This is a genomic window from Deinococcus aerius (genome assembly GCF_002897375.1).
In the GTDB taxonomy this organism is placed as follows: domain Bacteria; phylum Deinococcota; class Deinococci; order Deinococcales; family Deinococcaceae; genus Deinococcus; species Deinococcus aerius.
The window spans coordinates 58725-83973 of the sequence record NZ_BFAG01000012.1; the positions used below are offsets into that span (position 1 = coordinate 58725).

At 70.2% G+C, this 25249-nt stretch carries 27 protein-coding genes; 14 read left to right on the plus strand and 13 right to left on the minus strand.

Features of this window, described 5'->3' with window-relative positions:
• Positions 1 to 9: 9 nt before the first annotated feature.
• The 4 genes from DAERI_RS15795 to DAERI_RS23345 form a co-directional block, all read right to left on the minus strand.
• Positions 10 to 606 (minus strand): alginate O-acetyltransferase AlgF, encoded by a 597-nt coding sequence (locus DAERI_RS15795; RefSeq protein ID WP_235610427.1) that lies wholly within the window; start codon positions 604 to 606, stop codon positions 10 to 12.
• 79 nt (positions 607 to 685) lie between these two features.
• Entirely contained in the window at positions 686 to 2152 is a 1467-nt protein-coding gene (gene rimO / locus DAERI_RS15800) for a 30S ribosomal protein S12 methylthiotransferase RimO (protein WP_103130404.1), read from the minus strand.
• A 103-nt stretch (positions 2153 to 2255) separates the two neighbouring features.
• Positions 2256 to 2708, minus strand: a complete 453-nt coding sequence (locus DAERI_RS15805) for a type II toxin-antitoxin system VapC family toxin (protein WP_165794245.1) — start codon at positions 2706 to 2708, stop codon at positions 2256 to 2258.
• Positions 2705 to 2962, minus strand: coding sequence for a type II toxin-antitoxin system Phd/YefM family antitoxin (locus DAERI_RS23345; RefSeq protein ID WP_103130406.1), 258 nt, complete (start codon positions 2960 to 2962; stop codon positions 2705 to 2707). The genes DAERI_RS15805 and DAERI_RS23345 overlap by 4 nt, the downstream gene beginning before the upstream one ends.
• A gap of 90 nt (positions 2963 to 3052) precedes the next feature.
• Here DAERI_RS23345 and minD point away from each other — a divergent pair, with 90 nt between their 5' ends.
• From minD to DAERI_RS15845, 7 genes are all read left to right on the plus strand, one after another.
• Complete coding sequence (minD, locus tag DAERI_RS15815; protein WP_103130407.1) at positions 3053 to 3853, plus strand: septum site-determining protein MinD; 801 nt, start codon at positions 3053 to 3055, stop codon at positions 3851 to 3853.
• A 1-nt stretch (position 3854) separates the two neighbouring features.
• Complete coding sequence (gene minE / locus DAERI_RS15820) at positions 3855 to 4112, plus strand: cell division topological specificity factor MinE (protein ID WP_103130408.1); 258 nt, start codon at positions 3855 to 3857, stop codon at positions 4110 to 4112.
• A 128-nt stretch (positions 4113 to 4240) separates the two neighbouring features.
• The gene (locus tag DAERI_RS15825; protein WP_103130409.1) at positions 4241 to 5161 is read left to right on the plus strand and encodes an SDR family oxidoreductase; all 921 of its coding nucleotides are present in this window, start codon (positions 4241 to 4243) and stop codon (positions 5159 to 5161) included.
• 34 nt (positions 5162 to 5195) lie between these two features.
• Positions 5196 to 5981 carry a DUF429 domain-containing protein gene (locus DAERI_RS15830; protein ID WP_103130410.1) on the plus strand — a complete coding sequence of 262 codons (786 nt, stop codon included), beginning with the start codon at positions 5196 to 5198 and terminating at the stop codon, positions 5979 to 5981.
• On the plus strand, positions 5978 to 6568 hold the full coding sequence (locus tag DAERI_RS15835) for a YdeI/OmpD-associated family protein (RefSeq protein ID WP_103130411.1): 591 nt from the start codon (positions 5978 to 5980) through the stop codon (positions 6566 to 6568). The genes DAERI_RS15830 and DAERI_RS15835 overlap by 4 nt, the downstream gene beginning before the upstream one ends.
• Entirely contained in the window at positions 6565 to 6984 is a 420-nt protein-coding gene (locus DAERI_RS15840) for a cupin domain-containing protein (protein WP_103130502.1), read from the plus strand. Before DAERI_RS15835 ends, DAERI_RS15840 begins: the two co-directional genes overlap by 4 nt.
• 198 nt (positions 6985 to 7182) lie before the next feature.
• A complete protein-coding gene (locus DAERI_RS15845; RefSeq protein WP_103130412.1) occupies positions 7183 to 8127 on the plus strand; it encodes an aldo/keto reductase family protein in 945 nt (314 codons plus the stop codon).
• A 72-nt stretch (positions 8128 to 8199) separates the two neighbouring features.
• Here DAERI_RS15845 and DAERI_RS15850 read toward each other — a convergent pair whose 3' ends face one another.
• Positions 8200 to 9888, minus strand: coding sequence for a GGDEF domain-containing protein (locus tag DAERI_RS15850; RefSeq protein ID WP_103130413.1), 1689 nt, complete (start codon positions 9886 to 9888; stop codon positions 8200 to 8202).
• A gap of 247 nt (positions 9889 to 10135) precedes the next feature.
• Here DAERI_RS15850 and DAERI_RS15855 point away from each other — a divergent pair, with 247 nt between their 5' ends.
• Both DAERI_RS15855 and DAERI_RS15860 read left to right on the plus strand, forming a co-directional pair.
• Positions 10136 to 11110: an ABC transporter ATP-binding protein gene (locus tag DAERI_RS15855; RefSeq protein ID WP_103130414.1), complete on the plus strand. Its 975-nt coding sequence runs from the start codon at positions 10136 to 10138 to the stop codon at positions 11108 to 11110.
• Positions 11103 to 11975, plus strand: a complete 873-nt coding sequence (locus DAERI_RS15860) for an ABC transporter permease (protein ID WP_103130415.1) — start codon at positions 11103 to 11105, stop codon at positions 11973 to 11975. The genes DAERI_RS15855 and DAERI_RS15860 overlap by 8 nt, the downstream gene beginning before the upstream one ends.
• A gap of 6 nt (positions 11976 to 11981) precedes the next feature.
• Here DAERI_RS15860 and DAERI_RS15865 read toward each other — a convergent pair whose 3' ends face one another.
• From DAERI_RS15865 to DAERI_RS15895, 7 genes are all read right to left on the minus strand, one after another.
• Positions 11982 to 12311, minus strand: a complete 330-nt coding sequence (locus DAERI_RS15865; RefSeq protein ID WP_103130416.1) for a hypothetical protein — start codon at positions 12309 to 12311, stop codon at positions 11982 to 11984.
• A gap of 90 nt (positions 12312 to 12401) precedes the next feature.
• The gene (locus DAERI_RS15870) at positions 12402 to 12857 is read right to left on the minus strand and encodes a hypothetical protein (protein WP_103130417.1); all 456 of its coding nucleotides are present in this window, start codon (positions 12855 to 12857) and stop codon (positions 12402 to 12404) included.
• 161 nt (positions 12858 to 13018) lie between these two features.
• Positions 13019 to 14908, minus strand: coding sequence for an amylo-alpha-1,6-glucosidase (locus DAERI_RS15875; RefSeq protein ID WP_103130418.1), 1890 nt, complete (start codon positions 14906 to 14908; stop codon positions 13019 to 13021).
• 170 nt (positions 14909 to 15078) lie between these two features.
• Positions 15079 to 16614 carry a carbohydrate ABC transporter permease gene (locus tag DAERI_RS15880; RefSeq protein WP_103130419.1) on the minus strand — a complete coding sequence of 512 codons (1536 nt, stop codon included), beginning with the start codon at positions 16612 to 16614 and terminating at the stop codon, positions 15079 to 15081.
• A gap of 34 nt (positions 16615 to 16648) precedes the next feature.
• Positions 16649 to 17746 carry a carbohydrate ABC transporter permease gene (locus DAERI_RS15885; RefSeq protein ID WP_103130420.1) on the minus strand — a complete coding sequence of 366 codons (1098 nt, stop codon included), beginning with the start codon at positions 17744 to 17746 and terminating at the stop codon, positions 16649 to 16651.
• A gap of 58 nt (positions 17747 to 17804) precedes the next feature.
• A complete protein-coding gene (locus tag DAERI_RS15890; protein ID WP_103130421.1) occupies positions 17805 to 19043 on the minus strand; it encodes an ABC transporter substrate-binding protein in 1239 nt (412 codons plus the stop codon).
• Entirely contained in the window at positions 19040 to 20023 is a 984-nt protein-coding gene (locus tag DAERI_RS15895) for a LacI family DNA-binding transcriptional regulator (protein ID WP_165794246.1), read from the minus strand. The genes DAERI_RS15890 and DAERI_RS15895 overlap by 4 nt, the downstream gene beginning before the upstream one ends.
• Positions 20024 to 20231: 208 nt before the next feature.
• Between DAERI_RS15895 and DAERI_RS23145 the strand changes: the two genes are divergently transcribed.
• The 5 genes from DAERI_RS23145 to DAERI_RS15920 all read left to right on the plus strand — a co-directional run bounded on the left by DAERI_RS23145 (position 20232) and on the right by DAERI_RS15920 (position 24637).
• A complete protein-coding gene (locus tag DAERI_RS23145) occupies positions 20232 to 21344 on the plus strand; it encodes an XdhC family protein (protein ID WP_103130423.1) in 1113 nt (370 codons plus the stop codon).
• A gap of 45 nt (positions 21345 to 21389) precedes the next feature.
• A complete protein-coding gene (locus DAERI_RS15905) occupies positions 21390 to 22352 on the plus strand; it encodes a carbohydrate kinase family protein (protein ID WP_103130424.1) in 963 nt (320 codons plus the stop codon).
• Positions 22349 to 23380 carry an endolytic transglycosylase MltG gene (gene mltG, locus DAERI_RS15910; RefSeq protein ID WP_103130425.1) on the plus strand — a complete coding sequence of 344 codons (1032 nt, stop codon included), beginning with the start codon at positions 22349 to 22351 and terminating at the stop codon, positions 23378 to 23380. The genes DAERI_RS15905 and mltG overlap by 4 nt, the downstream gene beginning before the upstream one ends.
• A gap of 148 nt (positions 23381 to 23528) precedes the next feature.
• On the plus strand, positions 23529 to 23720 hold the full coding sequence (locus tag DAERI_RS15915; protein ID WP_103130426.1) for a hypothetical protein: 192 nt from the start codon (positions 23529 to 23531) through the stop codon (positions 23718 to 23720).
• Positions 23717 to 24637 carry a YetF domain-containing protein gene (locus tag DAERI_RS15920; RefSeq protein ID WP_235610428.1) on the plus strand — a complete coding sequence of 307 codons (921 nt, stop codon included), beginning with the start codon at positions 23717 to 23719 and terminating at the stop codon, positions 24635 to 24637. The genes DAERI_RS15915 and DAERI_RS15920 overlap by 4 nt, the downstream gene beginning before the upstream one ends.
• A gap of 205 nt (positions 24638 to 24842) precedes the next feature.
• On the opposite strand, the gene DAERI_RS15925 is transcribed toward DAERI_RS15920, so the two are convergent.
• Positions 24843 to 25229 (minus strand): 2Fe-2S iron-sulfur cluster-binding protein, encoded by a 387-nt coding sequence (locus DAERI_RS15925; protein ID WP_103130427.1) that lies wholly within the window; start codon positions 25227 to 25229, stop codon positions 24843 to 24845.
• Between the last annotated feature and the right edge of the window lie 20 nt (positions 25230 to 25249).

Here is a 25249-nt window from a genome sequence, read left to right on the forward strand (position 1 = left end):
GTCTGCCCCCTAGCGGGTGGTCGTGCTCGCCGTCAGGGTGGTTCCCCCGTCTGTCACCACGATGGCGTACGCCTTGCCGCGCTCCAGCCGGACCGCCTTCATCACGTTCAGGCTCCTGGGCCCGGCGAAGGTCGCCAGGTCCACGGTGATGCCGTTCACGGCCCGGTTGCCGCTCTCGCCCGGCTTCACGCCCTGAATCACGGTGGTCTTGCCATCCGCCGTTTTCAGGTCCACGCTGGGAAGGCTGCTGAGGTTGTATACCACCAGCAGGGCCTTGGCGCGGTTGTCGGCGGGGGCGTCGGGCAGCAGGCTCAGCTTGCCGCCGTGCAGGACCACCGTGTAGAACTTGCCCGCCTCGACCCTGAACTTCTGGCTGGCGGCACCGGCCCGGACGCTCACGTCGCCCTGGGGAATCACCACATAGGTGCTGACCGCCCCCTTGTCCGCCACCACGCTGCGGGTCCCGAGCGTGGCCGCCGGAGCACCCGCGACACGCACGAAGGCACTGTTGCTGGGGGGTGCCGGGTCGTACAGCCCCTCCTGTTGTGCGGCAGACGTGGAGAGCGTCGCCATGACGAGCATGGCCGCGAGAGGCTGTCTGGGCATGGGCTCAGGGTAGGTATCCGGCGCTACCAAAACGTAAAAGGGAGGCCCGGATGACCTCCCCTTTCAGACCTTGATTCGCCTAATGGCGCCCGAAATGCCCGAGCTGCGGCACATTCGGCCGCCATTCGGGCCGCGCCACGACCTCCCCATACAGGTCGTACTCGTCACTGTCCTCGATGCGGGCCTGCACGATGTCGCCGATTTTGACCTGTCCGGCGAAGTCACCCGCGTACAGGTACACCTGCCCGTCAATGCCCGGCGCGTCGCCCTTGGTGCGTCCGATGAGCCGCGTCCCCGGCTCGTCCCCCTCGTCGTCGTTGAACTCGTCGATGATCACGTCCATCACGCGACCCACCTTCTCGGCGAGCTTCTCGGTGCTGATGCGCTGGGCGACCTCCATGAAGCGGGCCAGCCGCTCCTGCTTGACCTCCTCGGGCACGGGGTTCGGCAGCGCGTTCGCGTCCGCCTCCTCCACGTCCGAGTAGGGGAAGGCGCCCACCCGGTCGAGCCGCGCCTCCTCCAGGAAGTCGAGGAGCATCTGGAAGTCCTCCTCCGTCTCGCCGGGGAAGCCCACGATGAAGGTCGAGCGGATGACCAGCTCCGGGCAGATGTCGCGCCAGCGGCGGATGGTGTCGAGCTGCCTGCCCCCGCCGGGCCGCCGCATCAGCTTCAGGATTCTGGGCGAGGCGTGCTGGAGGGGCACGTCGAGGTAGGGGAGAATCCTGCCCTGCGCCATCAGCTCCACGATCCTCTCCACGTGCGGGTACGGGTAGACGTAGTGCATCCGCACCCAGGCGCCCATCTCGCCCAGCTTCTCGGCGAGGTCGGTGAGGTGCGCGCGGACCTGCCCGCCCTGGAACTCGCTCTCGCGGTAACGCACGTCCACCCCGTAGGCCGAGGTGTCCTGCGAGATGATCATGATCTCCTTCGTGCCGCCCGCGATCAGGCGGTAGGCCTCGTACAGCACGGAGCCCGCGTCCCGGCTGACCTGCCGCCCACGCAGCTTGGGGATGATGCAGAAGGCGCAGGTGTGGTTGCACCCTTCCGCGATCTTCACGTAGGCGTAGTGCCGGGGCGTGAGCTTGACGGAGGGGGCCAGCAGGTCGTCCAGGCTCCCCGAGCGCATCCCCGGGGCGGCAACCGGAAGAAGGCCCGTGAACGTGTCCGTCCGGGTGGGCAGCAACTCGCGCACGTGCCCCATCACGTCGTCCACCGCCTCCGACCCCGTGATCGCCGCGACCTTGGGGTGCCGCTCCAGAATCTTCTCGGGGCGCTCGCCCAGGCAGCCCGTCACGATGACTTTGCCGGTCGCGTCCAGCGCCTCGCCGATGGCGCTGAGGCTTTCCTCCACGGCGGGCGTGATGAAGCCGCAGGTGTTCACGATCACGGCCTGCGCGTCCTCGTAGCTGGGGGCGACCTCGTAGCCCTCGGCGCGGAGTTGGGTCAGGATGCGTTCGCTGTCCACCAGGGCTTTCGGGCAACCCAGGCTGATGAATCCGACTTTGGGAGCTGCCACGGTGGGCAGCGGTTCGTTCACACTCGTCATCTGTATTCCTCCACGCGGGCGCACCGCCGCGTGGGAACACGCCGGGTGCGAGACTCGACCGAGCAGTGTACAGGGTGGGGGCGGGTGGAGGTTAGGATAGGCGTCACATCGCGCCGGACTGATCCCAAGGATTGAACACCCGTACGCCGAAGCCCTGAAAGTCGCCCACGTTCCGCGTAACCAGAGTGAGATCGTGGTGCAGGGCGGTGGCGGCAAGCAGGGCGTCCATGCAGGGCACCTGACCGGGACGGCGACCCGAGGCGAGGATCATGCGTGCCCAGGTGGTCATCACCCCGTCGTTCGGCACGAGAACGCGGCCCCGGTAGTCGGGCCTCAGTTTGTCATCCAGCCAGCGCCGCAAGCGGGCACGTTTAACGGGGTCGTCCAGCGCCTCCGTGCCCAGTTCCAGTTCGCCGAGGGTGATGCTGCTGAGGTACAGGCGCGAGAGCGGTGTGGCTTGCAGCAGGGCAACAACTCCGGGCGCGGGCTGTGACTTCGTGGCCTGACTGACCACGTTGGTGTCGAGCAGGAAAGAGGCGGCCACGTTCCGGGTCAAAGGTCCACTTCGCGCGCAGTTCCCGGGATTCGCACGGGCTCGAACTCGTCGATGTGCGGTGCCGACTCGAAGGTGGACCAGCCGCTCCGTTCCGCCCCCCCGTCGGGTTGATAACTGGAGGCGTCCAACACGACTACGGCAGGTTGCCCACGCCGAGTGACGAGTTGAGGCTGGCCCCCCTGAGCCCGGCGAACGAGGTTTGAGAACTGGGCTTTAGCGTCTTCGAGCTTCCAAACCTTCGGTTCTGGGGGCATAAGGGCTCCCTTTCTGGTCAGCTAACCAGATTGTAGCAGGGTAAGGCTCATCCGCCCGCCGCCCCCGAGCGCGGTACACTGCTGGGCAGCATGAATGCCAAGGTCATCGTCGTCACATCGGGCAAGGGGGGCGTGGGCAAGACCACGACCACCGCGAACATCGGCGCCGCGCTTGCCAAGCTGGGCGAGAAGGTCGTCGTCATCGACGTGGACGTGGGCCTGAGGAACCTCGACGTGGTGATGGGCTTAGAAAGCCGGGTCGTCTTCGACCTCGTGGACGTGCTGGAGGGCAAGTGCCGCCTCTCCCAGGCCGTGATCCGCGACAAGCGCGTCGAGACCCTGTACCTGCTTCCCGCCTCGCAGACCCGCGACAAGGACGCCCTCGACCCCGAGGTCTTCAGGGACGTGGTGCGCCAACTGCTGGAGGACGAGGGCTTCGACCGGGTGCTGATCGACTCGCCCGCCGGGATCGAGTCGGGCTTCAAGACGGCGGCGGCCCCGGCCCAGGGTGCCCTGGTCGTGGTGAACCCGGAAGTCTCCAGCGTGCGCGACGCCGACCGCATCATCGGGCTGCTCGAAGCCCAGCAGATTCGGGAGATCCGCCTCGTCATCAACCGGCTGCGGCCCAAGATGGTCGCCAGCGGCAACATGCTCTCGGAGGGGGACATCCTCGAAATCCTGGGGGTCAAGCCCATCGGGATCATCCCCGAGGACGACGGCATCCTGGTGAGCACGAACGTGGGCGAGCCCGCCGTGCTGGGCCGGACGAAGGCGGGGCAGGCCTTTATGGACACCGCACGCCGCCTCAAGGGCGAGGACGTGCCGTACCCCAACCTGGAGGAGAACCGCGGTTTCCTCGCGGCGCTGCGGCGCCTGTTCGGGGGGGCCTGACATGTTCTCGTGGCTGAACAAGCGGCGCTCCAAGGAGACGCTCAAGGACCGCCTGGAACTCGTCCTCGCCTACGACCGCGCGCAGATCCCGCCCGGCAAGGTGGACGCGCTGCGAAACGACCTGCTGGAGGTCGTGAGGCGCTACTTCCCGGCGGGCAACAGCAACGTGGAGGTCGAGCAGCGCGGCGACCAGGTCGTGCTGACCGCCTCCATTGCCCTGGACGAGCCGGTCGAGAACACCGGGCGCCGGGAGCGGTAGGCGTTGGGGTGGGGAGGAGGGTCGGGAGGTGTAGGCTTCCCGGCCCTTCCGTTTGCCGCCCCGGTGGGGTTTGATGGGGCAGGTCTCGGCTCTGGCCCCGTGCGGCAGAGCAGGCCCGGAGGTCTGTCATGACGCAAGCTCTTCCTCACGCCCTCGCCGGAAGGGTGGCCGTCGTCGCCGGGGCCACGCGCGGGGCTGGCCGCGGGATCGCCACCGAACTCGGGGCACTCGGCGCCACCGTGGTGTGCACCGGGCGTTCCACCCGCGCGGGCCTGAGCGACCTGGGCCGCGAGCGGGGCCGACCGGAGACCATTGAGGAGACGGCCGACCTCGTGACGGCGGCGGGCGGGCAAGGGGTGCCCGTGCGCTGCGACCACCTGAACGAGGAGGATGTGAAGGCCCTGGCGGAGCGGATGCGGGCGGACTTCGGCGGGCTGGACATTCTCGTCAACGATGTCTGGGGCGGCGAGCGGCACAGCGAGTGGGGGAAGAAGGCGTGGGAACTCGACCTGGGCAAGGCCCGCGCGCTGATCGAGGGCGGGTTGTGGACGCATGTGGTGACAGGGCGGTATCTGCTGCCCCTCCTGCGGCCCGGCGGGCTGATTGTCGAGGTGACGGACGGGGACAGTTGGACGTATCGCGGCAACCTCGCCTACGACCTCGCCAAGACCGGGGTGATGCGGCTGGCGCAGGCCTGGGCGCACGAGCTGGAGGGTGACCCCCGCGGCATCACCAGCGTCTCGGTGACGCCCGGCTACCTCCGCTCCGAGGAGATGCTGGCCTACTTCGGGGTAGGGGAGAGCAACTGGCGGGACGGTACCGCCCGCGACCCCAACTTCGCCGAGTCGGAGACGCCCCGCTTCGTGGGCCGGGGCATCGCCGCCCTCGCCGCCGACCCGGGGAAGCACCGGTTTAACGGCCGTGCCTTCGCCTCCTGGACGCTGATGGACGAGTACGGCTTCAGCGACGTGGACGGGCGCAAACCCCACTGGGGCCATTGGTTCCGGGACGTGATGAAGGGGGAGATGGTCACACCGGATCAAGTCTGACCCTCCCGCGCTGGCCGCTCCGGTAACGTGGCCTATGCACTTCATCGGCATCGACCCCGCCTGGTCCGTCCGCAACCCCACGGGTGGCGCGGTGATCAAGGGGGACGTGAAGGGTGGGCAGCTCCTGGATACGGCCCTCCTCTCAGACGACGCGAGCGTGCTCGCGTACGTGGAGCAGCACGCCGGGGACGGTCCCGCCATCGTCGCCATCGACGCGCCGCTGACCGTCCCGAACACGACCGGGCGCCGCCCCGCCGAGGCGGAGGTCGGGGCCGTGTTCGGGCGCTTTCAGGCGGCGGCCCACCCCACGAACCGGACCCGGCTGGCAGACGCTGCGGGGGTCGTTCGTGGGGAGGCGCTGACCCAGGCGCTTGAAGCCCCGGGCTTTATCCACGACCCGCGCGTTCCCGCCGGGAAGCCCGTCCGCCGCGTGATCGAGGTCTATCCGCACCCGGCGATGGTCGCCCTCTTCGGCCTGACCCGCACCCTGAAATACAAGAACAAGGGGCAGGACCGCGAGATGCTGCTCTCGGCTTGGGCGGCGCTGCACCGTCACCTCGCCGCGTTGGGAGGGGCCGAGCCGTTTCTGACGGGTCTGGAAACTCACCTCGCCGTGGACCCCTTCGCCCTGCGGGGCCGCGCCCTCAAGGACCACGAGGACCGCACCGACGCCGTCGTCTGCGCCTACATCGCCCTGTACGCCCACCGCTGGGGGCTGGAGCGAAACGAGGTGCTGGGCACCCTGGAGGGCGGGTACATCTTCACTCCGACCCTGCCCGAACGCTGGGACATTTCGCGGCTTCGGGAGGTGCCCCGGTGACCCTGCCCCCGGACGCCTTCGAGCCGGATTCCCGCGCCGAGTGGCGGGCCTGGCTGGAGACCCATCACGACACCGGGAAAGGTGTCTGGCTCGTCCTCCGCAAGAAGTCGGCGGGTCCCGTGAACCTCAGCGGGGATGAGGCGGTGGAAGAAGCCCTGTGCTTCGGCTGGATCGACTCCAGGCCGCGGGGGCTCGACGAGGCGCGCTCCATGCTGTACATCGCCCCGCGTAAGCCGGGCAGCGGGTGGAGCGCAGTGAATAAGGCCAGGATCGAGCGAATGCGGGCGGCGGGCCTGATGACGCCAGCCGGGCAGGCGAAGATCGACGCGGCGATGCGGGACGGCTCGTGGAGCCTCCTCGACGGGGTGGACGCGCTGGAAGTCCCGCCCGACCTCGAGGCCGCCCTGACCGCCGAGCCCGGGGCGAAAGCCCACTGGGACGCCTTTCCCCGCAGCGCGAAACGGGGCATCCTGGAGTGGATCGCGCAGGCGAAAACCGCCGCCACCCGCGAAAAACGGGTGCGCGAGACGGCCACCCTCGCCGCGCGGGGGGAGCGGGCGAACCAGTGGCGCCGGGGGGCGGGATGACCGCCGAGGACATCATCCGCCTGCTGGGCCTGGCGCCGCATCCGGAGGGTGGGCACTACGTTCAGATTCACTCCGACGCGCGGGAGGTCGGCGGGCGGCCCGTCTGCACCTCCATCTATTTTCTGCTGCGGGCGGGGGAGGTCTCGCACTGGCACCGGGTGGACGCCACCGAAGTCTGGTGCCACCACGCCGGGGCGGCGGTGCAGTTGGAGGTCTGGGAGGAGGGGGAGCCCCGCCGTCTGCGCCTGGGGCCGGACCTGACGGGCGGCGAGCGGCCCCAGGGCATCGTGCCCGCCGGGGCGTGGCAGAGCGCCCGCTCCCTGGGCGAGTGGAGCCTGGTGGGCTGCGTGGTGGCCCCGGGCTTCCAGTTCAGCGGCTTCGAACTCGCCCCGCCCGGCTGGGCTCCGCCCGTCTGATACAAAGTCCGGTTGAACAGTTCCAAAAACGGTTCAACCCGAGCGAAGCGAGCAGGACCAAAACGGTGCCCGGGACAGGAGTGATCGACGCGGAGCTCTCCCGATTCGATCACGGATGGGACGGAAACCGGATGGCCCGGCCTTCATCCCGCCTGAATCTGACGGCTTGCCCATGCTTTACTGGGTAAAGTACCGGGCATGGAATACCGCAACCTAGGCAGAAGCGGCCTCAAGGTTTCCGAAGTCAGCCTGGGCGGCTGGGTCACCTTCGGGCACAACGTCAACGACCAGCAGATGGTGCGCGACATCGTGGTGAAGGCGTACGAGGAGGGCGTGAACTTCTTCGACCAGGCCGACGTGTACGCCCGGGGCAAGTCCGAGGAGATGATGGGCCAGGTGCTGCGCGAGCTGCCCCGCCACACGCTCGTGATCTCCTCCAAGGTCTACTGGCCGATGAGTGACGACGTGAACGACCGCGGGCTCTCGCGCAAGCACGTGCTGGAGAGCATCGACGGGAGCCTGAAGCGGCTGGGCACCGACTACCTCGACATCTACTTCGCCCACCGCTACGACGAGAACGTGCCCATGGACGAGATCGTGATGGCCTTTGACCAGGTCATCCGCGATGGCAAGGCCATGTACTGGGGCACGAGCATGTGGCCCGCCGCCCGCATCGCCGAAGCGGTGGAGTTCGCCAAGGCCCACGGCCTGCACGCGCCCGTCACCGAACAGCCCGAATACTCCATGCTGCGCCGCGAGCGGGTGGAGAACGAGATCCTGCCCTACACCGAGAAGGCGGGCGTGGGCCTGGTCGTCTGGAGCCCGCTGGCGATGGGCCTGCTCACCGGCAAGTACGACGAGGGCCGCCCGGAGGGCGCCCGGCTCACCGAGAACGAGAACTGGGGGAACAACTTCCTGACCGAGGCGAACATTCAGAAGGTCCGCGACCTGAAGCCCATCGCCGACGAACTCGGCATCACCCGCGCGCAGCTCGCCCTGGCCTGGATTCTGCGCCAGAAGGGCGTCAGCTCGGTGATCACCGGGGCGACGAAGGTGGGCCAGATCGAGGACACCGTGAAGGCGGCGGGCGTGCGGCTGGAGGAGGACGTGCAGCGGCGCATCGAGGAGATTCTGACGCGCTGAGGGTTGGACCTGAACGGGGCGCGGTGGGGGGGCACTCCCTTCACCGCGCCCCGTTCGGACTTTCCCGGAGGCTCAGCCCGGCACCTGGACCGGGGGATAAATGCGGTTGCGCCCGGCCCGCTTGGCGCGGTAGAGGTGGTCGTCGGCCTGCTCGAAGGCGGCGCGCAGGGCCTCCTCGTCGCGGCCCCCGGTCACGGTGTAGCCCGCGCTGACGGTCAGGGCCATGCCGGGGAGCAGGCCCGTCCAGTCGTGGGTCTCGATGCCCTTGCGCAGGGCTTCCACGAGGGGCGGGGCCTCGGCCGGGTCCTTGAGCGGGAGGGCGAGCACGAATTCCTCCCCGCCGTAGCGGGCGAGCAGGCTGCCCGCCGGGCTCAGGGCCCTCAGGCGCGCCGCCACCGCCTGAAGGGCCGCGTCCCCGGTCAGGTGCGAGTGCGAGTCGTTCACGCTCTTGAAGTCGTCGATGTCAAACAGCGCGAGCAGCAGCGGCCCCGGGGTGTCCTCCAGCCCCGCCAGGCCGTCTTGCAGGCCCCGGCGGTTGAGCAGGCCCGTCAGCGGGTCCTGGCGGGCCTGCGCCTCGGCCCGGCGGACGCTGTCCTGCCAGCCGGTGGCCTCGGCGCGGGCCTGCCTCAGCTCGCGGATCAGGTCCTCGTGGCGCTGCTCGATGTGGGCCAGCCGGGCCAGCGCGTGCTGGGCACGTTCCAGCGCGTCGCGGTAGGTCTCCAGCGCCGCCGGGAGGTTTCCCTGCTGCTCGTGCAGCCGGGCGATGGCCTGGAGCACCTCCTGCGTCTCCCGGTGGCGGCTCTGGCCCAGGGCAGAGTCCAGGGCGGCCCGGTAGTGCTCGTGGGCACGGCTCAGCTCGCCCCGCGCCACACTGACCTCGGCCATCGCCAGGTGGGCGTCCAGGTAGGCCTGCTGGCCCAGCCGGGCGTGGTGTTCCAGCGCGGCCTCGGCGTGCCGCTGCGCCCGGTCCAGGTTCCCCTCCAGCAGGGCGAGCCGCGCGGCGTGCGTCTCGGTGAGCAGGGCGATCAGCCCGGCGGGGTGTTCCCGCAGTTCCCCGCGAATGGCTTCGAGGGCGGCGTGGGCGCGGGCGCGCGCCTCGGCCTCGGCCTCGGGGCGGCCCCGCTCGCGGGCCTGGCGGGCCAGGTTCAGGTGGATGTGCGCCCGGTTTTCCAGCAGGTACAGCCGCATGGAGGGCTGCTCGTCCTCGGGCAGGCTGGGAAGCTGCTCCTCCAGCAGGTTGAGCTGGTGCAGGGCCTCCTCGTACTGCCCGGTCACGTTCTCCAGGTACGCGAGGTTCACGTAGGTGTGCGCCACGTCCACCCGGTCGCCCGCCGCCAGCGCCAGGGTCCGCGCGTCCAGCAGGTCGCGCCGCGCGCCCACCGCGTCCCCGGCGGTCAGGCGGGCGAAGGCGCGGCTGTTGCGGACCTGCGACTCCAGGTGACGCAGGCCGTGTTCATGGGCGAGGTCCAGCGCGAGCGCGAGGTGTTCGAAGGCCTGTTCCTGCCGCCCCTGCGCCACCTCGATAAAGGACAGCCCGGCGAGAACCTCCACCGTCATGTCGGGCGCCTCGGCGCTCAGCGCGGCCTCCAGCGCCTCCAGGGCGAGCGGAAAGGCGACCGCCAGCGAGTGGTCGCGGTAGTGCCGCGCCAGGGCGAGGTACGCCCGCGCCGTCTCGGTGCGCGCGGCGGTGAGCGCGCCCACGAGGTGGGGAGGAGCGTCGGAGGGTGGGGACACCGGCTCCGAGCGGCGAACAGCTTTCATGTGAAGCATTCTCACGGAGGTGTTCTTTCCAGACTATCACCCCAGGACCGGGTACTGGGGGGGATAATGCCCCCAAATGGGGCAGGTGGGGGCCGGACGCTGTTCTGTAAGGGACAGAGTGATGAGGGGAAATTGGCCCTCAGGATAAAGGAAAACGGCGGGACGGGTGACTGGGGCCGGCGTGATCCGGGTGGACGCGGGGAGCGCCTGCATCTTTTGCCGCACTCCTGCCTCACGCCGTCCCCCTATGCTGGGGCGCGTGGCGGCCATCGAGACGCGGGAACTGTGCAAGGTGTACCGGGGGCGGGCGGTCGTGGACGGTCTGAGCCTGACGGTGGGGGAGGGCGAGGTCTTCGGCTTCCTGGGACCCAACGGGGCGGGCAAGAGCACCACCGTGAAGATGCTGCTGGGCCTCGTTCACCCCAGCGGCGGCGAACTGCACGTGCTGGGCGGGTCCCCCTCCGACCCGGCGGTGCGCTCGGGACTGGGCTTCCTGCCCGAGCAGTTCCGCTTCCAGACCTGGATGACGGGCGAGGAGTTCCTGCGCTTCCACGGGAGGCTGGCCGGAATGCGGGCGGACGAACTCCGCACCCGCGTCCCCGAGGTGCTGGAGACGGTGGGCCTGGGCGGACGTGGCCGCGAGACGCTGGGCGGGTACTCCAAGGGGATGCTCCAGCGGGCGGGGCTGGCGGGCGCGATCCTGGCCCGGCCCCGGCTGGTCTTTCTCGACGAGCCGACCTCGGCGCTCGACCCCATCGGGCGGGTCGAGGTGCGCGAGATCATCGAGCGGCTGCGGGCCGAGGGGGTGACGGTCTTCCTGAACTCGCACCTGCTCTCGGAGGTCGAGCAGGTGTGCGACCGGGTGGCGTTCGTGAAGGCGGGCCGGGTGCTCAGGCAGGGGACTCTGCGCGAGCTGATGGGCGGGGTGCTGCCGGTGGACCTGCGCCTCGACCGCCTCACGCCCGACCTCCTCGCCGCCCTCGCGCGGCTGGGGGAGGTGCGCCACACCGACACGAACACGCCGGGCCGCGCCACTGTGGAGCTGTGGCTGGAACGCGAGGAGACGCTGCCCGCCCTGGCCGACGCGGTTCACACGCACGGCGCCCGGCTGTACGCCCTGACCCCCCGCCGCCCCGACCTGGAGACGATGTTCCTGGAGCTCATCGAGGACACGCCGGAGGCGGCCCGCTCCCCCCGCGCCCCGGAGGCCACCCGTGCATAACGCCCTCCTCATCGCCGAACTCTCGCTGCGCGAGGCGGTGCGCAAGCGGCTGGTGGTCGTGCTGCTGCTGCTCACCGCCGCCTTCCTGGGCTTTTACCTCTACGGCGTGTTCCGGCTGGAACAGACCCTCGACCAGCGGGCGCTCGACGCAGGACTGGACGGGCGCAGCGTGAACGGGGCGGCCAACATCCCCGTGATGTACACGGCGATCTTCGGGATGTACCTGGTGTACTTCCTGGGGGCACTGATGGCCGTGCTCTCGACCGTGGGGGCGATCAGCGGCGACGTGGAGAGCGGCGTGATGCAGTCGGTGATCGCGCGGCCCATCAGCCGCCCGGCGCTCGTGCTGGGGCGCTGGCTGGGCTTCACCGCCGTGAACGTGGGGTACGTGGCGCTGATCAGCGCGGCCCTGCTGGGCGGCATCCGGCTGATCACCGGCTTCGTGCCGCCCAATCCCCTCCCCGCCGTGGGGCTGGTGCTGCTCGCCATCGCGCTGGTCACCGGCCTGACGGTGCTGGGCAGCACCTTATTCACCACGCTGGCGAACGGCATCGGCGTGTTCGTGCTGTACAGCGTGGGGTTCGCGGGCGGAGTCCTGAACTCCATCGGCACCTTTGCCGACAGCCCCACCCTCACCACCCTGGGACGGCTCGCCAACGTGGTCATGCCGACGAACTCGCTGTGGCTGGGCGCGAGCTATCACCTGCAACCCCAGGTGCTGCGCGAGCTCGGCGAGGTGACCCGCGGGGCCAATCCCTTTTTCGGCAGCGCGCCCATCACGCCCGGCCTGGTGCTCTGGGCCGCCGCCCTGGGCCTGCTCGCGGTGGTCCTGGCGATGTGGCGCTTCAGCCGCCGCGACCTGTAGCCGGGGTCAGCCCGGAAGGGTGACGGCCTGCCAGGTCGCCTCCGCCCGGTCATCGTTGCCCTCGTGCCCCGTCAGGCCGGTGTCGTGGCAGGTAAAGCGCATCAGCCCCAGCTCGCGCCCGCCCACCTGCATGACGTACGAGCCGTGCTCGCGGGGGTGGGCGACCCGGGCCGCCGCCGTGCGGTAGAACACCGTCACCGGGCTGCCCGGCGGCACTCCCGGCAGGTCCGACGAGACCACCCCGCCCTCGAAGACCCGCCCCGGGTCGCCCACCTCGCCGTGCCACGCCCCCCGCACCTCGACCACGGTTTCGCCGCCGTTCGCACGCTTCGTCATGGTCCGCCCATCAGACCAGACGTGAGGTGAGCCGAATGTGCGCTGCCCCAAGCTCAACAGCAACGGAGGCTAGACAGGGCGGGGGTCCCGTCAGCGGCCGGGCCGCTCGTCCCCGCGCCCCGGGTCCGGGACAGGCTCGTGCGGCTCATGGGGGCGGGGCACGGCGTCGGGCACCGTGGGCTCGGTTTCGGGAGCCACCTCGGGGGCCGCCCGGAAGGTCAGCGTCCGCTGGGTGACCGGAAAACCCTCGGCCCCCGGCGGATCAGCCTCGGCTTGCCCGGCCTCCGCGTGGTCGAGTTCGCGCAGCAGCCGCTCGCGGGCGCTGATCTCCTCGTCCACCCGGCGGATGTCGTCCTGAATGCCGGACAGCACCTCGGGGGCCGCCCCCGCGTGGTAGGAGCGGCCCAGCCGGGCATACAGGCTGTCGAGTTCCCGCGTGAGCCCAAAGACTTCCAGGCGCAGCCGCGCCCCCTGCGCGACCTCCTCGCCCCGGCGCTGGACCCGCTCGGCCCCCCGCCGAACACTGTTCAGGATGTTGTCGAGCATGGAACCATTCTCGGGCTCGGATCGGTGGGACGGGTGAGGCCGGGGTCAATGGGGTTGGGCGCCCGGCCAGGACAAGGGGGCGAAAAGGGTCCGGGTATGGAAGAACACCCGGCCACGGCGCCGGGTGCTCGGGAAGCGAAGCTTTAAGGTCTGGGCGGGGCTTAGGCGGGCGTCTCCTCCCGGGGAGAGACGGGGACTTCTGCTGTAGGGAGGGGCGGGCTTCCTCCCGGCAGCAGGTGTGCGAGGGCCAGCGGGATCGCCGCGTCCCAGCCCTGGGGATGGCAGGCGGCGGGGTAGGGGACGGGGGGGCCGTCCTCGCGCGGGAAACCCGCCAGCAGCTCGCTCAGGCGGTAGTCGGAGGCCCAGCGCGCCACGTCAAAGAGGGCCCGGGCGACCTGCCCCGCCCCCTCGTGCAGGCCGTAGCGGGCCATGCCCAGCGCGGCGACCGCCGTGTCGTGCGGCCACACGCTGCCGTTGTGGTACGAGACCGGGTTGTAGCGCGGCTCGTTCACCCCCAGGGTGCGGATGCCCCAGCCGCTCCACAGCTCGTTCCCCAGCGCGGTCGCCGCGACCTGGGGCGCGAACTCGGGCGGGATGATGCCGGTCCACAGCGTGTGGGCCGGGTTGCTCACCAGGACGCGCAGGGGCCGCTTGTCCCCGTTCAGGCCGTGGACGTAGTAGCCGCGCTCGGGCCACCAGAAGGCCCGCTGAAAGGTCTCCCGCAACCTCGTGGCGCGCTCCTCCCACTCGGGGGCACGCCCCGGCTCGCCGAGCTGGCGGTACATCCGCGCGGCGGCGAGGTAGGCCGCGTAGGCGTAGCCCTGCACCTCGATCACGGCGACGTGGCCGCTCACATCCACCCCATCCTCCGTGAAGGTGGAGTCGCCGCTGTCCTTCCACACGGCGTTCGTGATGCCGCCGGGGTCGGGCGTGTACTCGATCAGGCCGTCGCCGTCGGGGTCACCGTCGGTCAGGAGCCAGCCCAGCGCCGCCTCCCAGTGCGGGCGCAACTCGCGGGCCAGGTCCGGGTTCTCGCGGCTGATCTCGCCCACCAGCCACACGAAGAGGGGGGTGGCGTCGGCGGTCGCGTAGTACGGGCGGTGGGGGGTTTGGCCCAGCCGGGTGAGCTCCCCGACCCGCTCCTCGTGCAGGATTTTGCCGGGCTGCTCCAGCGTGACGGGGTCGTACTTCTTGCCCTGGTGCGCGGCGAGGTAGCGGGCGACCGTCACGGCGAGGTCGGGGCGCTGCTCCCGCACCAGCAGGGCGATGATCAGGCTGTCACGCCCGAAGGGGGCCACGAACCACGGCAGGCCCGCCGCCGGGAAGGGGCCGAACTCGGTGTGGAAGCTCAGGCTGCGGAGGTCCTGCACGGCCCGCTCCAGCACCCGCTGGTCGAGGGGGTCCGGCAGCGTGATCCCCGCGTGCAGCCCCGCGTACGCCCGCGCGAGGGCGTCCGGGTCGCCGGGCGTCGGTGCCTCGTCCCCCTGAAGCGGGAAGACGCTGACCTGAATATCGGTGTTCCCCGTGATCTCCCAGGCCAGCGCCGAGCCGTCCCAGGTGGGCGCGGGGCTCGCCCGCACGAGCGTTCGGCAGCGCAGGCCGTCCCGGGCGACGTAGCTGAACTCCACCCCGCCGGGCAGGGCGCGCGTCTCCACCTCGCGCGGGCCGAGGCCGCCGGGCCAGCCCCGCACCTCGAACATGTCGAGGAAGTCGGCGCCCAGCTCCAGGGTCAGGCGGTGGGTGCCGGGCTGATAGAGGGTGACCCGCAGGCGGTCACGCACCTCCGTCCCGGTCACCGTGAGGTCGCGGCTGACCCCCAGGCGCATGGTGTACCCCACGTTGGGGTTGGCGGCCTCCTCGTGCAGCCAGAAGGGCCAGCGCTCGTGCAGGACCAGGTGCTGCGGGGGCTTCCCGTCCACCCGCCAGGCGTAGCGGGAGAGAAAGCGGGTGTCGCGGCGATACAGGCCGCCCTCCTCGCCCACCGCCTGGTAGTGGCGGTTGCCGACGAGGTACAGGTCGTTTTCCTTGAGGACAGTGCGGGTACTCAGCATGGGGGTCTTTCTGGGGTGGGGGAGAGGGGGACGGAAGGAAAGAGCTTATGCGAAGTTGCGGTGAGTCGCAGACGAACCCGAGCGAAGCGAGTGGCAAAGAAGACCGGCTTGCGGCGATGGAAGAACATCCGGTGCTTTCCCGGATGTTCTGGAATCAGAGCAAGCCGGTCTTACCCCTTGACGGCACTGTCGGCCCCGGTGTCCACGAAGTAACGCTGGAAGATCACGAACACGATGATGACGGGGATGGCGCTCAGGATCGCGCCCGCCAGGATCAGGCCGTAGTCGCCCTGCCCGCCGTACAGCTCGCGGAAGTTCGACAGGCCCACCGTCAGGGTGAAGTTGGTGTTGTCGCGCAGGATCACCAGCGGCCAGAAGAAGTCGTTCCACGCCCCCTGGAACTGGGTGATCGCCAGCGCGATCAGGGCCGGTCCCGCCTGCGGCAGCATCACCCGCCAGAAGGTCGTGAAGGGCCCCGCGCCGTCGATGGACGCCGACTCCTCCAGCTCGCGCGGCATCCCCTCGAAGAACTGCTTCATCAGGAACACGCCGCCCGCCGCCACCAGGCCGTTGAACCACAGGCCCCAGATGTTGAGCAGGTTCAGGTCCTTGAGCAGCACGTAGTTGCTGATGAGGTTGACCTGGCTGGGCACCATCTGGGCGAACAGCACGGCGCCGAAAAAGATCAGGTTCTTGCCGGGAAAATCCAGCCGGGCCAGGGCGTACCCCGCGAGCGAGCAGAACACCACGGCGGCCACCACGCGCAGGAAGGCGTACAGGAACGAGTTCAGCACCCAGGTGAAAAAGAGGCTGCGCCCGGTCGCGGGGTTGGTCGTCTCGTTGAAGGCGCGGCGGTAGTTGTTGAAGGTGTAGCCCAGGATGCCCGGCGTGACGTTGCGGTAGGCCAGCGAGCGCCCGAAGTTCTGGCGGTCGGAGGGCGGCAGGGTGCTCGACTCCAGGCTCTGCCCGCGCCGCACGTCGACCTGAAGGGGCGTGCGCTGGAAGATCGGCCCGCGCAGGTAGTAGCGGCCCCCGTTCTCGACGAGTTCGACGGGCTGGTACTGCACCAGGGTGTACTGCACCGCCTGCGCCTCGGGCGTGTCCAGGGTCACCGGCACAACCTGGCCGTTATCGAGCTTGGCGCTCAGCGTGTCGGTCGGGGCGGTGAGCTGCCCGGTCACGACGCGGCCCGTCTGCCGGGTGAGCGCCGGGTAGCGCACGGTGACCCGGTAGGAGCGCACGTCACCCACGCCGCCCGTCGGGGTCAGCGTCACCTGCGCGAAGTCCTTCGCCTGCGCGTAGCGGGCGATGCTCACCAGGCTGACGGGCTGGTACGGGAAGAGGGCTGCCGACGGCGGGTCCTGCGGGGCTCCCTGCGGCGAGCGCACCGACACGTCGAAGGTGACGGTGTGGCCGGGGTACAGCCCCCCGTTCCAGCCGCCGCCGCCCCCTTGCACGCCCAGGTTGTAGGCGCGGCCCAGGTACTGGGGGGTGAGCTGGGGAATCGCCAGCCGGGGCGGGTACTCGTTGGGGTCGTCCTTCATGGAACTGAGCAGGCCCATCAAAAAAGGCCCCAGGAAGAAGAGGCTCATCACGAGCATGAAGGCGTAGAGCCAGCCCGCCCGGGCCCAGCGGCGGCGGGCCAGCCAGCGGTCGTCGGCGCGGACGACCGGGGTTGGCGCGTTGGGGGCCTGCAAGACGGTCATAGGGCCCTCCTGTCTTCGGGTAGTCCCGGGCGCATCAGCGCGCCTCCGAGGGGAAGAAGCGGCGCTGGACAAAGACCATCGCCAGGATGAGGAGCGCCAGGATGATCGCCGCCGCCGCCGCGAGGTTCACCGGCGCGGCCCCGGCCTTGAAGGTGTTGGTGTAGACGTAGAACGCCAGGGTAATCAGGGTGTCTTGCGGCGCCGCCGAGCCGATCACCGCCACCTGGTCGAACATCTGCATGGTGCCGATCAGGCCCACGGTGATGACGTAAAAGGTCACGGGGCGCAGGTTCGGCACCGTGACGTTCATCAGCTTCTGAAAGGGCGTGGCCCCGTCGATGTCGGCGGCCTCGTACAGGGCGCCGGGGATGTTCTGGAGCCCCGCCAGGAAGAACAGCATCAGCGTGGGCACGGTCGTGAAGGTGTTCTGGATGATGACGACGAGGAGGGGGATGCTGAGGATCTGCACCCCGCCCACGGTGATCCACTTGTCCGCGAAGTACTGGTAGTCGAAGGGCGCCACCTCTCGCGGTCCGGTCACCCCGGCCCAGACCAGCCCCGCCGTGACCACGAGGGAGGCCAGGGCGCTCACCGCCGCGAGCGCCGGGTCCGTCCAGCGGGCGGGCAGCCCACTGCGGCGTTCCAGCAGCACCTGGATGACCTGCGCGACCACCAGCCCTATCAGGAAGGTCAGGATCAAGGGCTGGTACGTCTGCCACTGGGTGATCAGGTAGTTGGCGATCCCCCGCCGCTGGAAGAGCCACAGGAAGATCAGGGTGATCACCACGGAACTCGTGATCGAGGGCATGTACCACGCGGAGCGGAAAAAGGCCATCCCGCGCAGCTTGTTGTTCAGCGCGACGGCCATCAGCAGGGCGAAGATGGTCTGGAGGGTGGTGGTGACGACGGCGAAGATCAGGCTGTTCGTCAGCGCCCGCTGGAACGACGGGTCGGCGACCACCTGGGTGTAGGGTTGCACCCCGATCAGTTGCGGGCTGTTGAACAGGTTGAAGTCGGTGAACGAGTAGTAGATCGCCCGCGCGAAGGCGTAGAAGAAAAAGATCGCCGTGGAGATCAGGAACGGCGCGAGGAACAGGTAGGCGGTCGTGGTGGACTGGCCTCTTCGGAACATGGAGCCCTCCCGGTGAAGACGGGGGCCCGGGCCGCACGCCCAGGCCCCCGCAGCGCCCTTAACGGCTCTGGAAGGTGGTCATGTCCGCCTGCGCCTTTTTCAGGGCGTCGGCGGCGCTCTTCTGCCCGCTCAGCACGGCGGCCAGCGCCTCGTTGATGGGCTTGGCCCAGTCGGGCCCCTTGGGCCCGAAGGTAAAGGCGCGCACGTAGCCGTCGTCCGCCCCATCGAAGACCAGCTTGGCGTTCTGAGCGCCGGGGTCTGCCTTCTTGAAGTAGGCGCTGTTCGTCAGCGAGGAGCGGCTGGGGATGGCCAGGCCCTGCTGGAGCACGTACTCCTGCACCTGCGGGCTGGTCAGGATGTTCAGCACCTTGACGGCCGCCGCCCGGTTCTTGGTGCCGGAGTTGATCGCCCAGCCCACCGTGTACAGGAAGTTGCCGCGCTTGCCGGTCTTGTCGTTCTTCGGCAGCAGGGCGGTGCCGTACTTCAGGTTGGGGGCGTTGTCGCGCAGGAAGTTCACGATCCAGCCGCCCTCGATGGCGACCGCGACCTTGCCGCTCTTCAGGCAGTCGCCGTTCCAGCCCGCCGAGAGCTCGCTGGGCTGCACGCCCACCTTGTCCTTCGCCAGCCCGGTGTACCAGTTGAAGGCTTCCGCGAAACGCGGGTCGGCCAGGTTGGTCTTGCCGTTCGCGCCGAACTGCTGCCAGCCGGTGGCGTAGGCAAAGGCCCCGAAGCGGTCGAAGTTGGGCTGGAGGCACGTGCCGTAGTAGTCGTTGCCCAGCTTCTGCTTCAGGGTCCGCAGCTTCGTCGCCAGGCTGGTCCACGTGTCGTTGTTGTTGGGGTACGCCACGCCCGCCTCGTCGAAGAGGTCCTTGTTGTACACCAGGGTCAGCGTGTTGAAGTCCTTGGCGATGGCGTAGAGCTTGCCGTTACGGGTAAAGGCGGTGTTCAGGCTCTTGATGAAGGGGGTGGTGCTCACCAGGCCGTTCAGCGGCAGGATCTTCCCGGTGGCGACGAAGCCATCGACCGTCTCGCCGGGGAGGTACATCACGTCGCCCGCGGTGTTCGCGGCGAGCAGGGTGGTCAGCGCCTTGTTGTAGTCCCCTTGCAGCGGTTGGTACACGACCGTCACCCCGTCTTTGGCCATCTGCGGCTTAACGAAGCGGTTGATCAGGTCGTTCACCAGCGTCTGGTCGGTGCCGCCGTACCCGTTGATCTTGACCGTCTTGGTCGCGGTCTGGGCAGACGCGCTGGCGGCGAGCAGGGCGAGGCCGAGGCTGAGCGTCAGAACTTTCTTCATGGCATCCCTCCGGGGGAGGACGCGCCGCTCACGCTGGAGACGGTCGCGCCGGGAACGAGGTGGACGGGAACGAATTCGCCACGGGGCGGCTGCCCCGACATGGCCTCCTGCATCAGGTCGAGCGCGGTGCGAACGATGCGGGGGATGTCCTGCGCGACGGTGGTGAGGCGCAGCGGCAGGGGCAGCTCGGGCAGGCCGTCGAAGCCCACGACCGACACGTCCCCCGGCACCCGCAGCCGCAGGTCCTCCAGGGCGGCGATGGCGCCAGCCGCACTTTCGTCACTCTGGGCGAAGAGGCCGGTGAAGCGCGCGCCCCCCTCCCAGGCCCGCCGCACCGCCCGGTAGCCGGACAGCACCGTGAAGTCGGCCTCCAATACGGTGACCTCTGCCCCGGCGGCCCGCGCGGCCCGCAGGAACCCCCGCTCGCGGTCGCGCGCCACCTGGCTGGGACCGCGCCCCAGGTAGGCCAGGCGGCGGTGTCCCGCGCGCAGCAGCTCGCTCGTGGCGAGGTGCGCCCCGCCCTCGTCGTCGGGGGCCACCCAGCAGAAGCCGGGCTGGTGGCCGATCAGGACGGCGGGGACGCCCCGCTCGCGCAGGAAGCTCAACCGGGGGTCGTCCTCCACCGCGTGCAGCACGAGGACGGCGCTGGGCAGCCGCCTGACCTCGCGCAGGTCGCCCCGCAGGAAGACGGGCTGCACGCCCATGGGCGCGGTGTGGCGCTCCAGCGCCTCCCGGAACAGCACGTGGTACGGGCTGAGCAGGGGGTCGTCCGACGCCAGCGACAGGCCCAGCGTGTGGCCCTTGCGCCAGCTCAGGTGCTGGGCGGCGGGGTCGGGCGCGTAGCCCAGGCGGCTCATCACCTCCTGGACCCGCTCGCGGGTGAGCGCGGCGACGTTGGCGTGCCCGTTGATCACGCGGCTGACCGTCCCCTTGCTCACGCCCGAGGCCCGGGCGATGTCGTCGATGGTGGGTCGAGTCATGGCTTCAGTGTTCATCCTCCGGGCCCCCACCTGTCTCTGTAACCGGTTCCAGGAACCACGGCGGGAAGCGGTCTCCAGACCACACCACCCCTCTGCCTTTTGTAACCGGTTACACCCGTATTGTGAGCTTTTTAGCTCGGCTGTCAAGTCCCTCCCGCCGCGCCGGGGCTTGTCCTCCTCCCCCCCCAGACGGCAGACTCGGGGCAACGTGAACGCTGCTGAGACGCGCGCCCTGCTGACGGCGCTGACCGCCGCCCTGTCGAGGGGGCAGGGGGCGGCCCTCGCCACCGTCGTGGGCGTGCGGGGCAGCGCCTACCGCCGCGAGGGGACCCGGATGCTCGTCCTCGACGACGGCGCCCAGGTCTGCATGCTCTCCGGCGGCTGCCTGGAGGCCGAGGTGGTGGAGGTCGCGCTGGAGGTCATCCGCAGCGGCGTTCCCGCGCTCGCCCACTACGACCTGTCGGAGGACGCGACCTGGGGCCTGGGGATCGGCTGCGGGGGCAGTGTGGACGTGCGGGTGGAGCGGGTGGACCCGGGGGACCCGGTGACGGCGGGGTGGCTCGCCGCGCTGGGGGAAGGACGGGCGGCGGCGCTCGCCGTGCCGCTGACCGGGGAGGGGCGGGTCCTCGTCCTGCCGGGTGGGGAGGTCGTCGGCGGTCTGCCGGAGGAGCCTCTGCACACGTTCGCGGTGGAGGCGGCGCGCACCCGTCTGAGTATGCGGGAGCCGCGCGCCGTCACCCTGGCCGCCCCGGACGGCACCCCCATCTTCATCGACGTGAACGTGCCCCCGCCGGGGCTCGTCATCTACGGGGCGGGCCACGATGCCGTGCCGCTCGCCGCGCAGGCGCACGCCCTGGGGTACGACCTCCACGTGATCGACCCGCGCCCCGCCTACCTGACGCCCGGGCGCTTTCCCGGGGCCACGCTGCATTCCCTTTCCCCCGAGGAGTTGGGCCGCTTCACGCCGGGCGAACGCGCCCACCTGATCGTGATGAACCACCACCTCGACCGCGACCGGGTGTGTCTGGCCCACGCCCTGCGCTCGGGGGCCGAGTATGTGGGCGTCCTGGGTCCCCGCTCCCGTGCCGAGGACCTGCTGCGCGCGCTGGAGGCCGAGGGGACCGCCTTCACCCCGGAGCAGCTCGCCCGGCTGCGCTCCCCCATTGGCCTCCGTCTGGGCGCCGAGGCCCCGGAGGAGGTCGCCCTGTCCATCCTCGCGGAACTCATGGCCTGGCGGCGGGGGTACGACGGCGGCTTTCTCAGCGGTCACCCTGGCCGTATCCACGACGCGGACACCCACGCCCGCTTCCCGGGGGGGTAACCCCACCCTCCTGCCCCGGCCGGAAGGGTATGCTGCTGGGCACGCATGACTGACCGCAACCCTCTCGTGTCGCTGGGTGACCTGGCCTGGGACGTGCTCGCCAAACCCGACACCATGCTGCTGCCGGGGGGCGACACGACCGGGCGGCTGGAACTCTCCGGGGGCGGCTCGGCGGCGAACCTGGCCGTGTGGGCGCGCCGCGCCGGGTATCCCGCCACCTTCGTCGGCAAAATTGGCCGCGACCGCTTCGGGGAGCTGGCGACCGCCGAGCTGCGGGCCGAGGGCGTGCGCGCGGAACTCACCCTGAGTGACGAGCATCCCACCGGCGTGATCCTCGCCCTGATCGACCGCCGCGGCCAGCGCGCCATGCTGACCGGGCAGGGGGCCGACTGGGAGCTGCTGCCGGGAGAACTGCCCGGCGAGGTGCTGCGGGGCGGGCGGCACCTGCACCTGACGGCCTGGAGCCTCTTCCGCGACCCGCCGCGGGGGGCGGCGCTGGCGGCGGCGCGGATCGCCAAGGAGGCCGGGGCCACCCTCAGCCTCGACCCCGGGAGCTTTCAGATGATCCAGCAGATGGGCCGCGAGAACTTCCTGCACGTCGTGGACGACATCCCCTTCGACGTGATCTTTCCCAACGACGACGAGGCCCGCGCCATGAGCGGCGAGACGGACCACGGGCGGGCGCTGAGTTGGCTGCGGGACCGCTACCCGCAGGCGCTCGTCGTGCTCAAGATGGACGAGGAGGGCGCCCTGCTGGAGGGTCCCGGGCAGCCCCGCGTCCACGTTCCCGCCACCCCCGACACCCTGACCGACGCGACCGGGGCGGGGGACGCTTTCGGCGGCGCGTTCCTCGCCGGGTGGCTGACCCACGGCGACGCGGTGCGCTCGGCGCGGCTCGCCGTGCAGGTGGGCGGCTGGGTCGTCTCGCGCTTCGGGGCGCGGCCCCCCGCCGACGCGGAACTGCGCGCCCGGCTGGACCGCTTCAGCCTCAGCGGGGTGGGGGCGTGACCCGGCTGGGGCGGCGGGGTCCGCCGTGGTGGGTGTGGCTCCTCCTCGCGCTCCTGGTGCTGCTCTTGCTGGCCGCCGGGGGTGCCTTCCTGTACCTGCGCAGCCTCACGCTGCCCGCGGGGGGAAAGCCCTACACGCTGGAGGTCAAGCCGGGCGACACGCTGGCGGGCGTGGCCCGCGAGCTGGAGCAGCGCGGCATCGTCAAAAACGCCCGCGCCCTGCGTTTCGTCATGGACCGCAACGGCACGGCGGGCAGCCTCAAGGAGGGGCTGTACGACCTGACCGGCACCATGAACCTGTATCAGGTGGCCGACAAGCTGGCGGGACCGGCGCGCATCCCCACCGTGAGCCTGACCGTCCCCGAGGGGTGGCGGATCAAGGACATCCCCCCCATCTTCGGGAAGGCGGGCTTTGACCCGGCGGGGGTCCGGGCCGCGCTGAACGACGCCAGCCTGAGCCCGTACGCGCGGGGCAAGCAGAAGAACCTGGAGGGCTTCGTGTTTCCCGCCACCTACGAGTTCCGGGTGAAGGAGAAGCCGGAAGACGCCGTGCGGGAGATGGTGGAGCGCATGGAGCGGGAGTTCACGCCGGAGAACGTGGCGAAGGCGAAGGCCCTGGGGCTCGGCGTGCGCGACTGGGTGATCCTCGCCAGCATGGTGCAGGCCGAGGCGGCGAACGACGCGGAGATGCCCGTTATCGCCGGGGTGTTCCTCAACCGCCTGCGCGACGGCATCTCGCTGGGCAGCGACCCCACCGTGGCCTACGGGTTGGGCAAGGACCTGCCCGACCTCGACCGCCCCGCCGGGGACTTCACCCGGGACACGCCGTATAACACCTACACGCGCATGGGTCTTCCCGCCGGTCCCATCAACAACCCCGGCCAGGCGGCGCTGCTGAGCGTCCTGAGCCCCAAGCGTGAGCTGCCCGATGGCCGCGACGCCCTGTACTTCCTGCACGGGCTGAACGGCAAGATCTACGTGAATCACGACTACGCGGCCCACCTGCGCGACGTGGCCCGCTACCGCTGAGGGAGCCGGAAGTCGGGGCGTCGAGGCGGGCCAGCCGGTGTTTTTGCTGCCCGCTCTGCTCCGCGGCTTTGCCAGTCCTCTCGGGTTCGTCCTCGCCTCACCGCAACTTCGCAGGACCTTCCGGCGCCCCGACCTCTAGACTTCCCGTATGCCCTCCCGTGACTTCCTGGAACGCCGCAACGCCCTGTGGCGGCGGCTGCGGTCCCTCGCGCCGGGCACGCCCGAGTTCGAGGAGACGCTGGCCGAACTCTGCACGCTGACCCGCTGGGATCGGGCGCAGGTGCTCGCCGGGCTGGGCCTGACCGGGGCCGAGGCGCCCCCTCCCGGGGAAAAGCCTTGAGCGGCGCGGACACCGTGCCCTTCGATTGGGCGCGAATGTGGCTGGGCGACGTGCCGCCCCTCTTCCTGCTGGAGATCGTCTTTCGCACCGCCGTGATCTTCCTGTGGCTGCTCCTGCTGCTTCGCTTTACCGGCAAGCGCGGCCTGGCGCAGCTCAGCCCGCTGGAACTCGCCATCGTGATCGGGCTGGGGTCGGCGGCGGGGGACCCCCTGTTCTACCCGGAGGTCCCGCTGCTGCACGCCATGCTGGCCCTCGCGCTCGTCGTGGGCTTTCAGCGGCTGATGGCGGTGCTGGTGATCCGCAGCGAGCGGGTCGAGACCTTTATCGAGGGCGCGCCCGTCGAACTCGTCCGGGACGGCGTGATCTCCCTGCGGGCGCTGGGCGGCGCCAGCCTCAGCCGCGAGGACCTCTTCGAGCGCCTGCGCGCCGGGGGTGTTCGGCAACTCGGCGAGGTGCAGCGCGCGTACTTCGAGCAGGACGGCAACCTGAGCGTCTTTCGCCACACGGAGGACGCCCCGGTGGGCCTGCCCATCGTGCCGCCCTGGGACCTGGAGCCGCCCCGGAAGATTCCGGCGGGCACTCCTCATGTGGGCGCGGTCGCCTGCCTGAACTGCGCCCATACGCTGCATGCCGCAGGCCCTTTGCCCCCCTGCCCGATCTGCGCCTGCGACACCTGGACCCCGGCGACGACGGACCCGCTGGGAAGCGGGAGCAGTTCGCCAGACCCGGCCCAGGGAGGCCAGGAGCGCGGACCGAAGTTCGCCGGGCGGGGGGAGGGGGTGGGTGACTGGGCAGCCCATTTGGCTCCGGTGCCATGCCCGTTCACCCCCACCCGGCCTCCCCCCTCAAGGGGGAGGGGCTTTTTTGGCGATCCACGCGGCTTTTCTTTTCCACCGAGGACGTTCGTGCATCACTGAGCCCCTCCAGACACTTGGTGTGCAATTAGGAAGAACACCGTGTCAGCCCTGGTCTTTTCGCCCCTCCCCCCTTGCGGGGGAGGCTGGGTGGGGGGTGACGAGCGCAGCTCGTCCTCGTGTACAACGGCAAAACTTTGTACCGCCCCACTTCGCATCAAGCGTTCAAGGGGGAGGAGCAAAACCTCAATTCCCCCTCCTCCCCTCCTCACCCCTCCGTGGAGGCGCCGGGGCGGGTGGTCCATTCTGGCTCGGGCTCGATGTGGTCGGCGGGGGCCTTGCCCGGCTCTAGGCCGGTGAGTTTCGTCGTCTGGAGGGGGGTCAGGGCCATGCCATCCTCGCACTCGATCTGGCAGGAGAGCCGCGCCTGGCCCAGCAGGCCCTTTTCCTCCAGCTTGGTGTATTCGGCGACCGTCATGCGGTCGGGCTCGCCTTCCTGAAAGCTCACCCGGCAGGTCGTGCAGCGGGCCTGGCCGCCGCAGCGGTGGAGGATATCCACCCCGCCCCGTTCCAGCGCCAGCACCAGCCGCTCGCCCTCCCGCGCCGTGACGACCCCGTACCCCTCGACCGTGATCCCGACCGTGTTCTGCGTCATGGGCCGAGGATGACATGGGG

What these genes read in the sequence shown, in the direction of transcription:
- DAERI_RS15915 (WP_103130426.1), top strand. Translation starts at nt 23,529, where the DNA reads ATGCCCTCCCGTGACTTCCTGGAACGCCGCAACGCCCTGTGGCGGCGG.
- DAERI_RS15895 (WP_165794246.1), bottom strand. Translation starts at nt 20,023, where the DNA reads ATGACTCGACCCACCATCGACGACATCGCCCGGGCCTCGGGCGTGAGC.
- DAERI_RS15795 (WP_235610427.1), bottom strand. Translation starts at nt 606, where the DNA reads ATGCCCAGACAGCCTCTCGCGGCCATGCTCGTCATGGCGACGCTCTCC.
- DAERI_RS15825 (WP_103130409.1), top strand. Translation starts at nt 4,241, where the DNA reads ATGACGCAAGCTCTTCCTCACGCCCTCGCCGGAAGGGTGGCCGTCGTC.
- DAERI_RS15880 (WP_103130419.1), bottom strand. Translation starts at nt 16,614, where the DNA reads ATGACCGTCTTGCAGGCCCCCAACGCGCCAACCCCGGTCGTCCGCGCC.
- DAERI_RS23345 (WP_103130406.1), bottom strand. Translation starts at nt 2,962, where the DNA reads ATGCCCCCAGAACCGAAGGTTTGGAAGCTCGAAGACGCTAAAGCCCAG.
- DAERI_RS15840 (WP_103130502.1), top strand. Translation starts at nt 6,565, where the DNA reads ATGACCGCCGAGGACATCATCCGCCTGCTGGGCCTGGCGCCGCATCCG.
- DAERI_RS15865 (WP_103130416.1), bottom strand. Translation starts at nt 12,311, where the DNA reads ATGACGAAGCGTGCGAACGGCGGCGAAACCGTGGTCGAGGTGCGGGGG.
- DAERI_RS15905 (WP_103130424.1), top strand. Translation starts at nt 21,390, where the DNA reads ATGACTGACCGCAACCCTCTCGTGTCGCTGGGTGACCTGGCCTGGGAC.
- minD (WP_103130407.1), top strand. Translation starts at nt 3,053, where the DNA reads ATGAATGCCAAGGTCATCGTCGTCACATCGGGCAAGGGGGGCGTGGGC.
- minE (WP_103130408.1), top strand. Translation starts at nt 3,855, where the DNA reads ATGTTCTCGTGGCTGAACAAGCGGCGCTCCAAGGAGACGCTCAAGGAC.
- DAERI_RS15830 (WP_103130410.1), top strand. Translation starts at nt 5,196, where the DNA reads ATGCACTTCATCGGCATCGACCCCGCCTGGTCCGTCCGCAACCCCACG.
- DAERI_RS15890 (WP_103130421.1), bottom strand. Translation starts at nt 19,043, where the DNA reads ATGAAGAAAGTTCTGACGCTCAGCCTCGGCCTCGCCCTGCTCGCCGCC.
- DAERI_RS15885 (WP_103130420.1), bottom strand. Translation starts at nt 17,746, where the DNA reads ATGTTCCGAAGAGGCCAGTCCACCACGACCGCCTACCTGTTCCTCGCG.
- DAERI_RS15875 (WP_103130418.1), bottom strand. Translation starts at nt 14,908, where the DNA reads ATGCTGAGTACCCGCACTGTCCTCAAGGAAAACGACCTGTACCTCGTC.
- DAERI_RS15850 (WP_103130413.1), bottom strand. Translation starts at nt 9,888, where the DNA reads ATGAAAGCTGTTCGCCGCTCGGAGCCGGTGTCCCCACCCTCCGACGCT.
- DAERI_RS15870 (WP_103130417.1), bottom strand. Translation starts at nt 12,857, where the DNA reads ATGCTCGACAACATCCTGAACAGTGTTCGGCGGGGGGCCGAGCGGGTC.
- DAERI_RS15845 (WP_103130412.1), top strand. Translation starts at nt 7,183, where the DNA reads ATGGAATACCGCAACCTAGGCAGAAGCGGCCTCAAGGTTTCCGAAGTC.
- DAERI_RS15855 (WP_103130414.1), top strand. Translation starts at nt 10,136, where the DNA reads ATGCTGGGGCGCGTGGCGGCCATCGAGACGCGGGAACTGTGCAAGGTG.
- DAERI_RS15925 (WP_103130427.1), bottom strand. Translation starts at nt 25,229, where the DNA reads ATGACGCAGAACACGGTCGGGATCACGGTCGAGGGGTACGGGGTCGTC.
- rimO (WP_103130404.1), bottom strand. Translation starts at nt 2,152, where the DNA reads ATGACGAGTGTGAACGAACCGCTGCCCACCGTGGCAGCTCCCAAAGTC.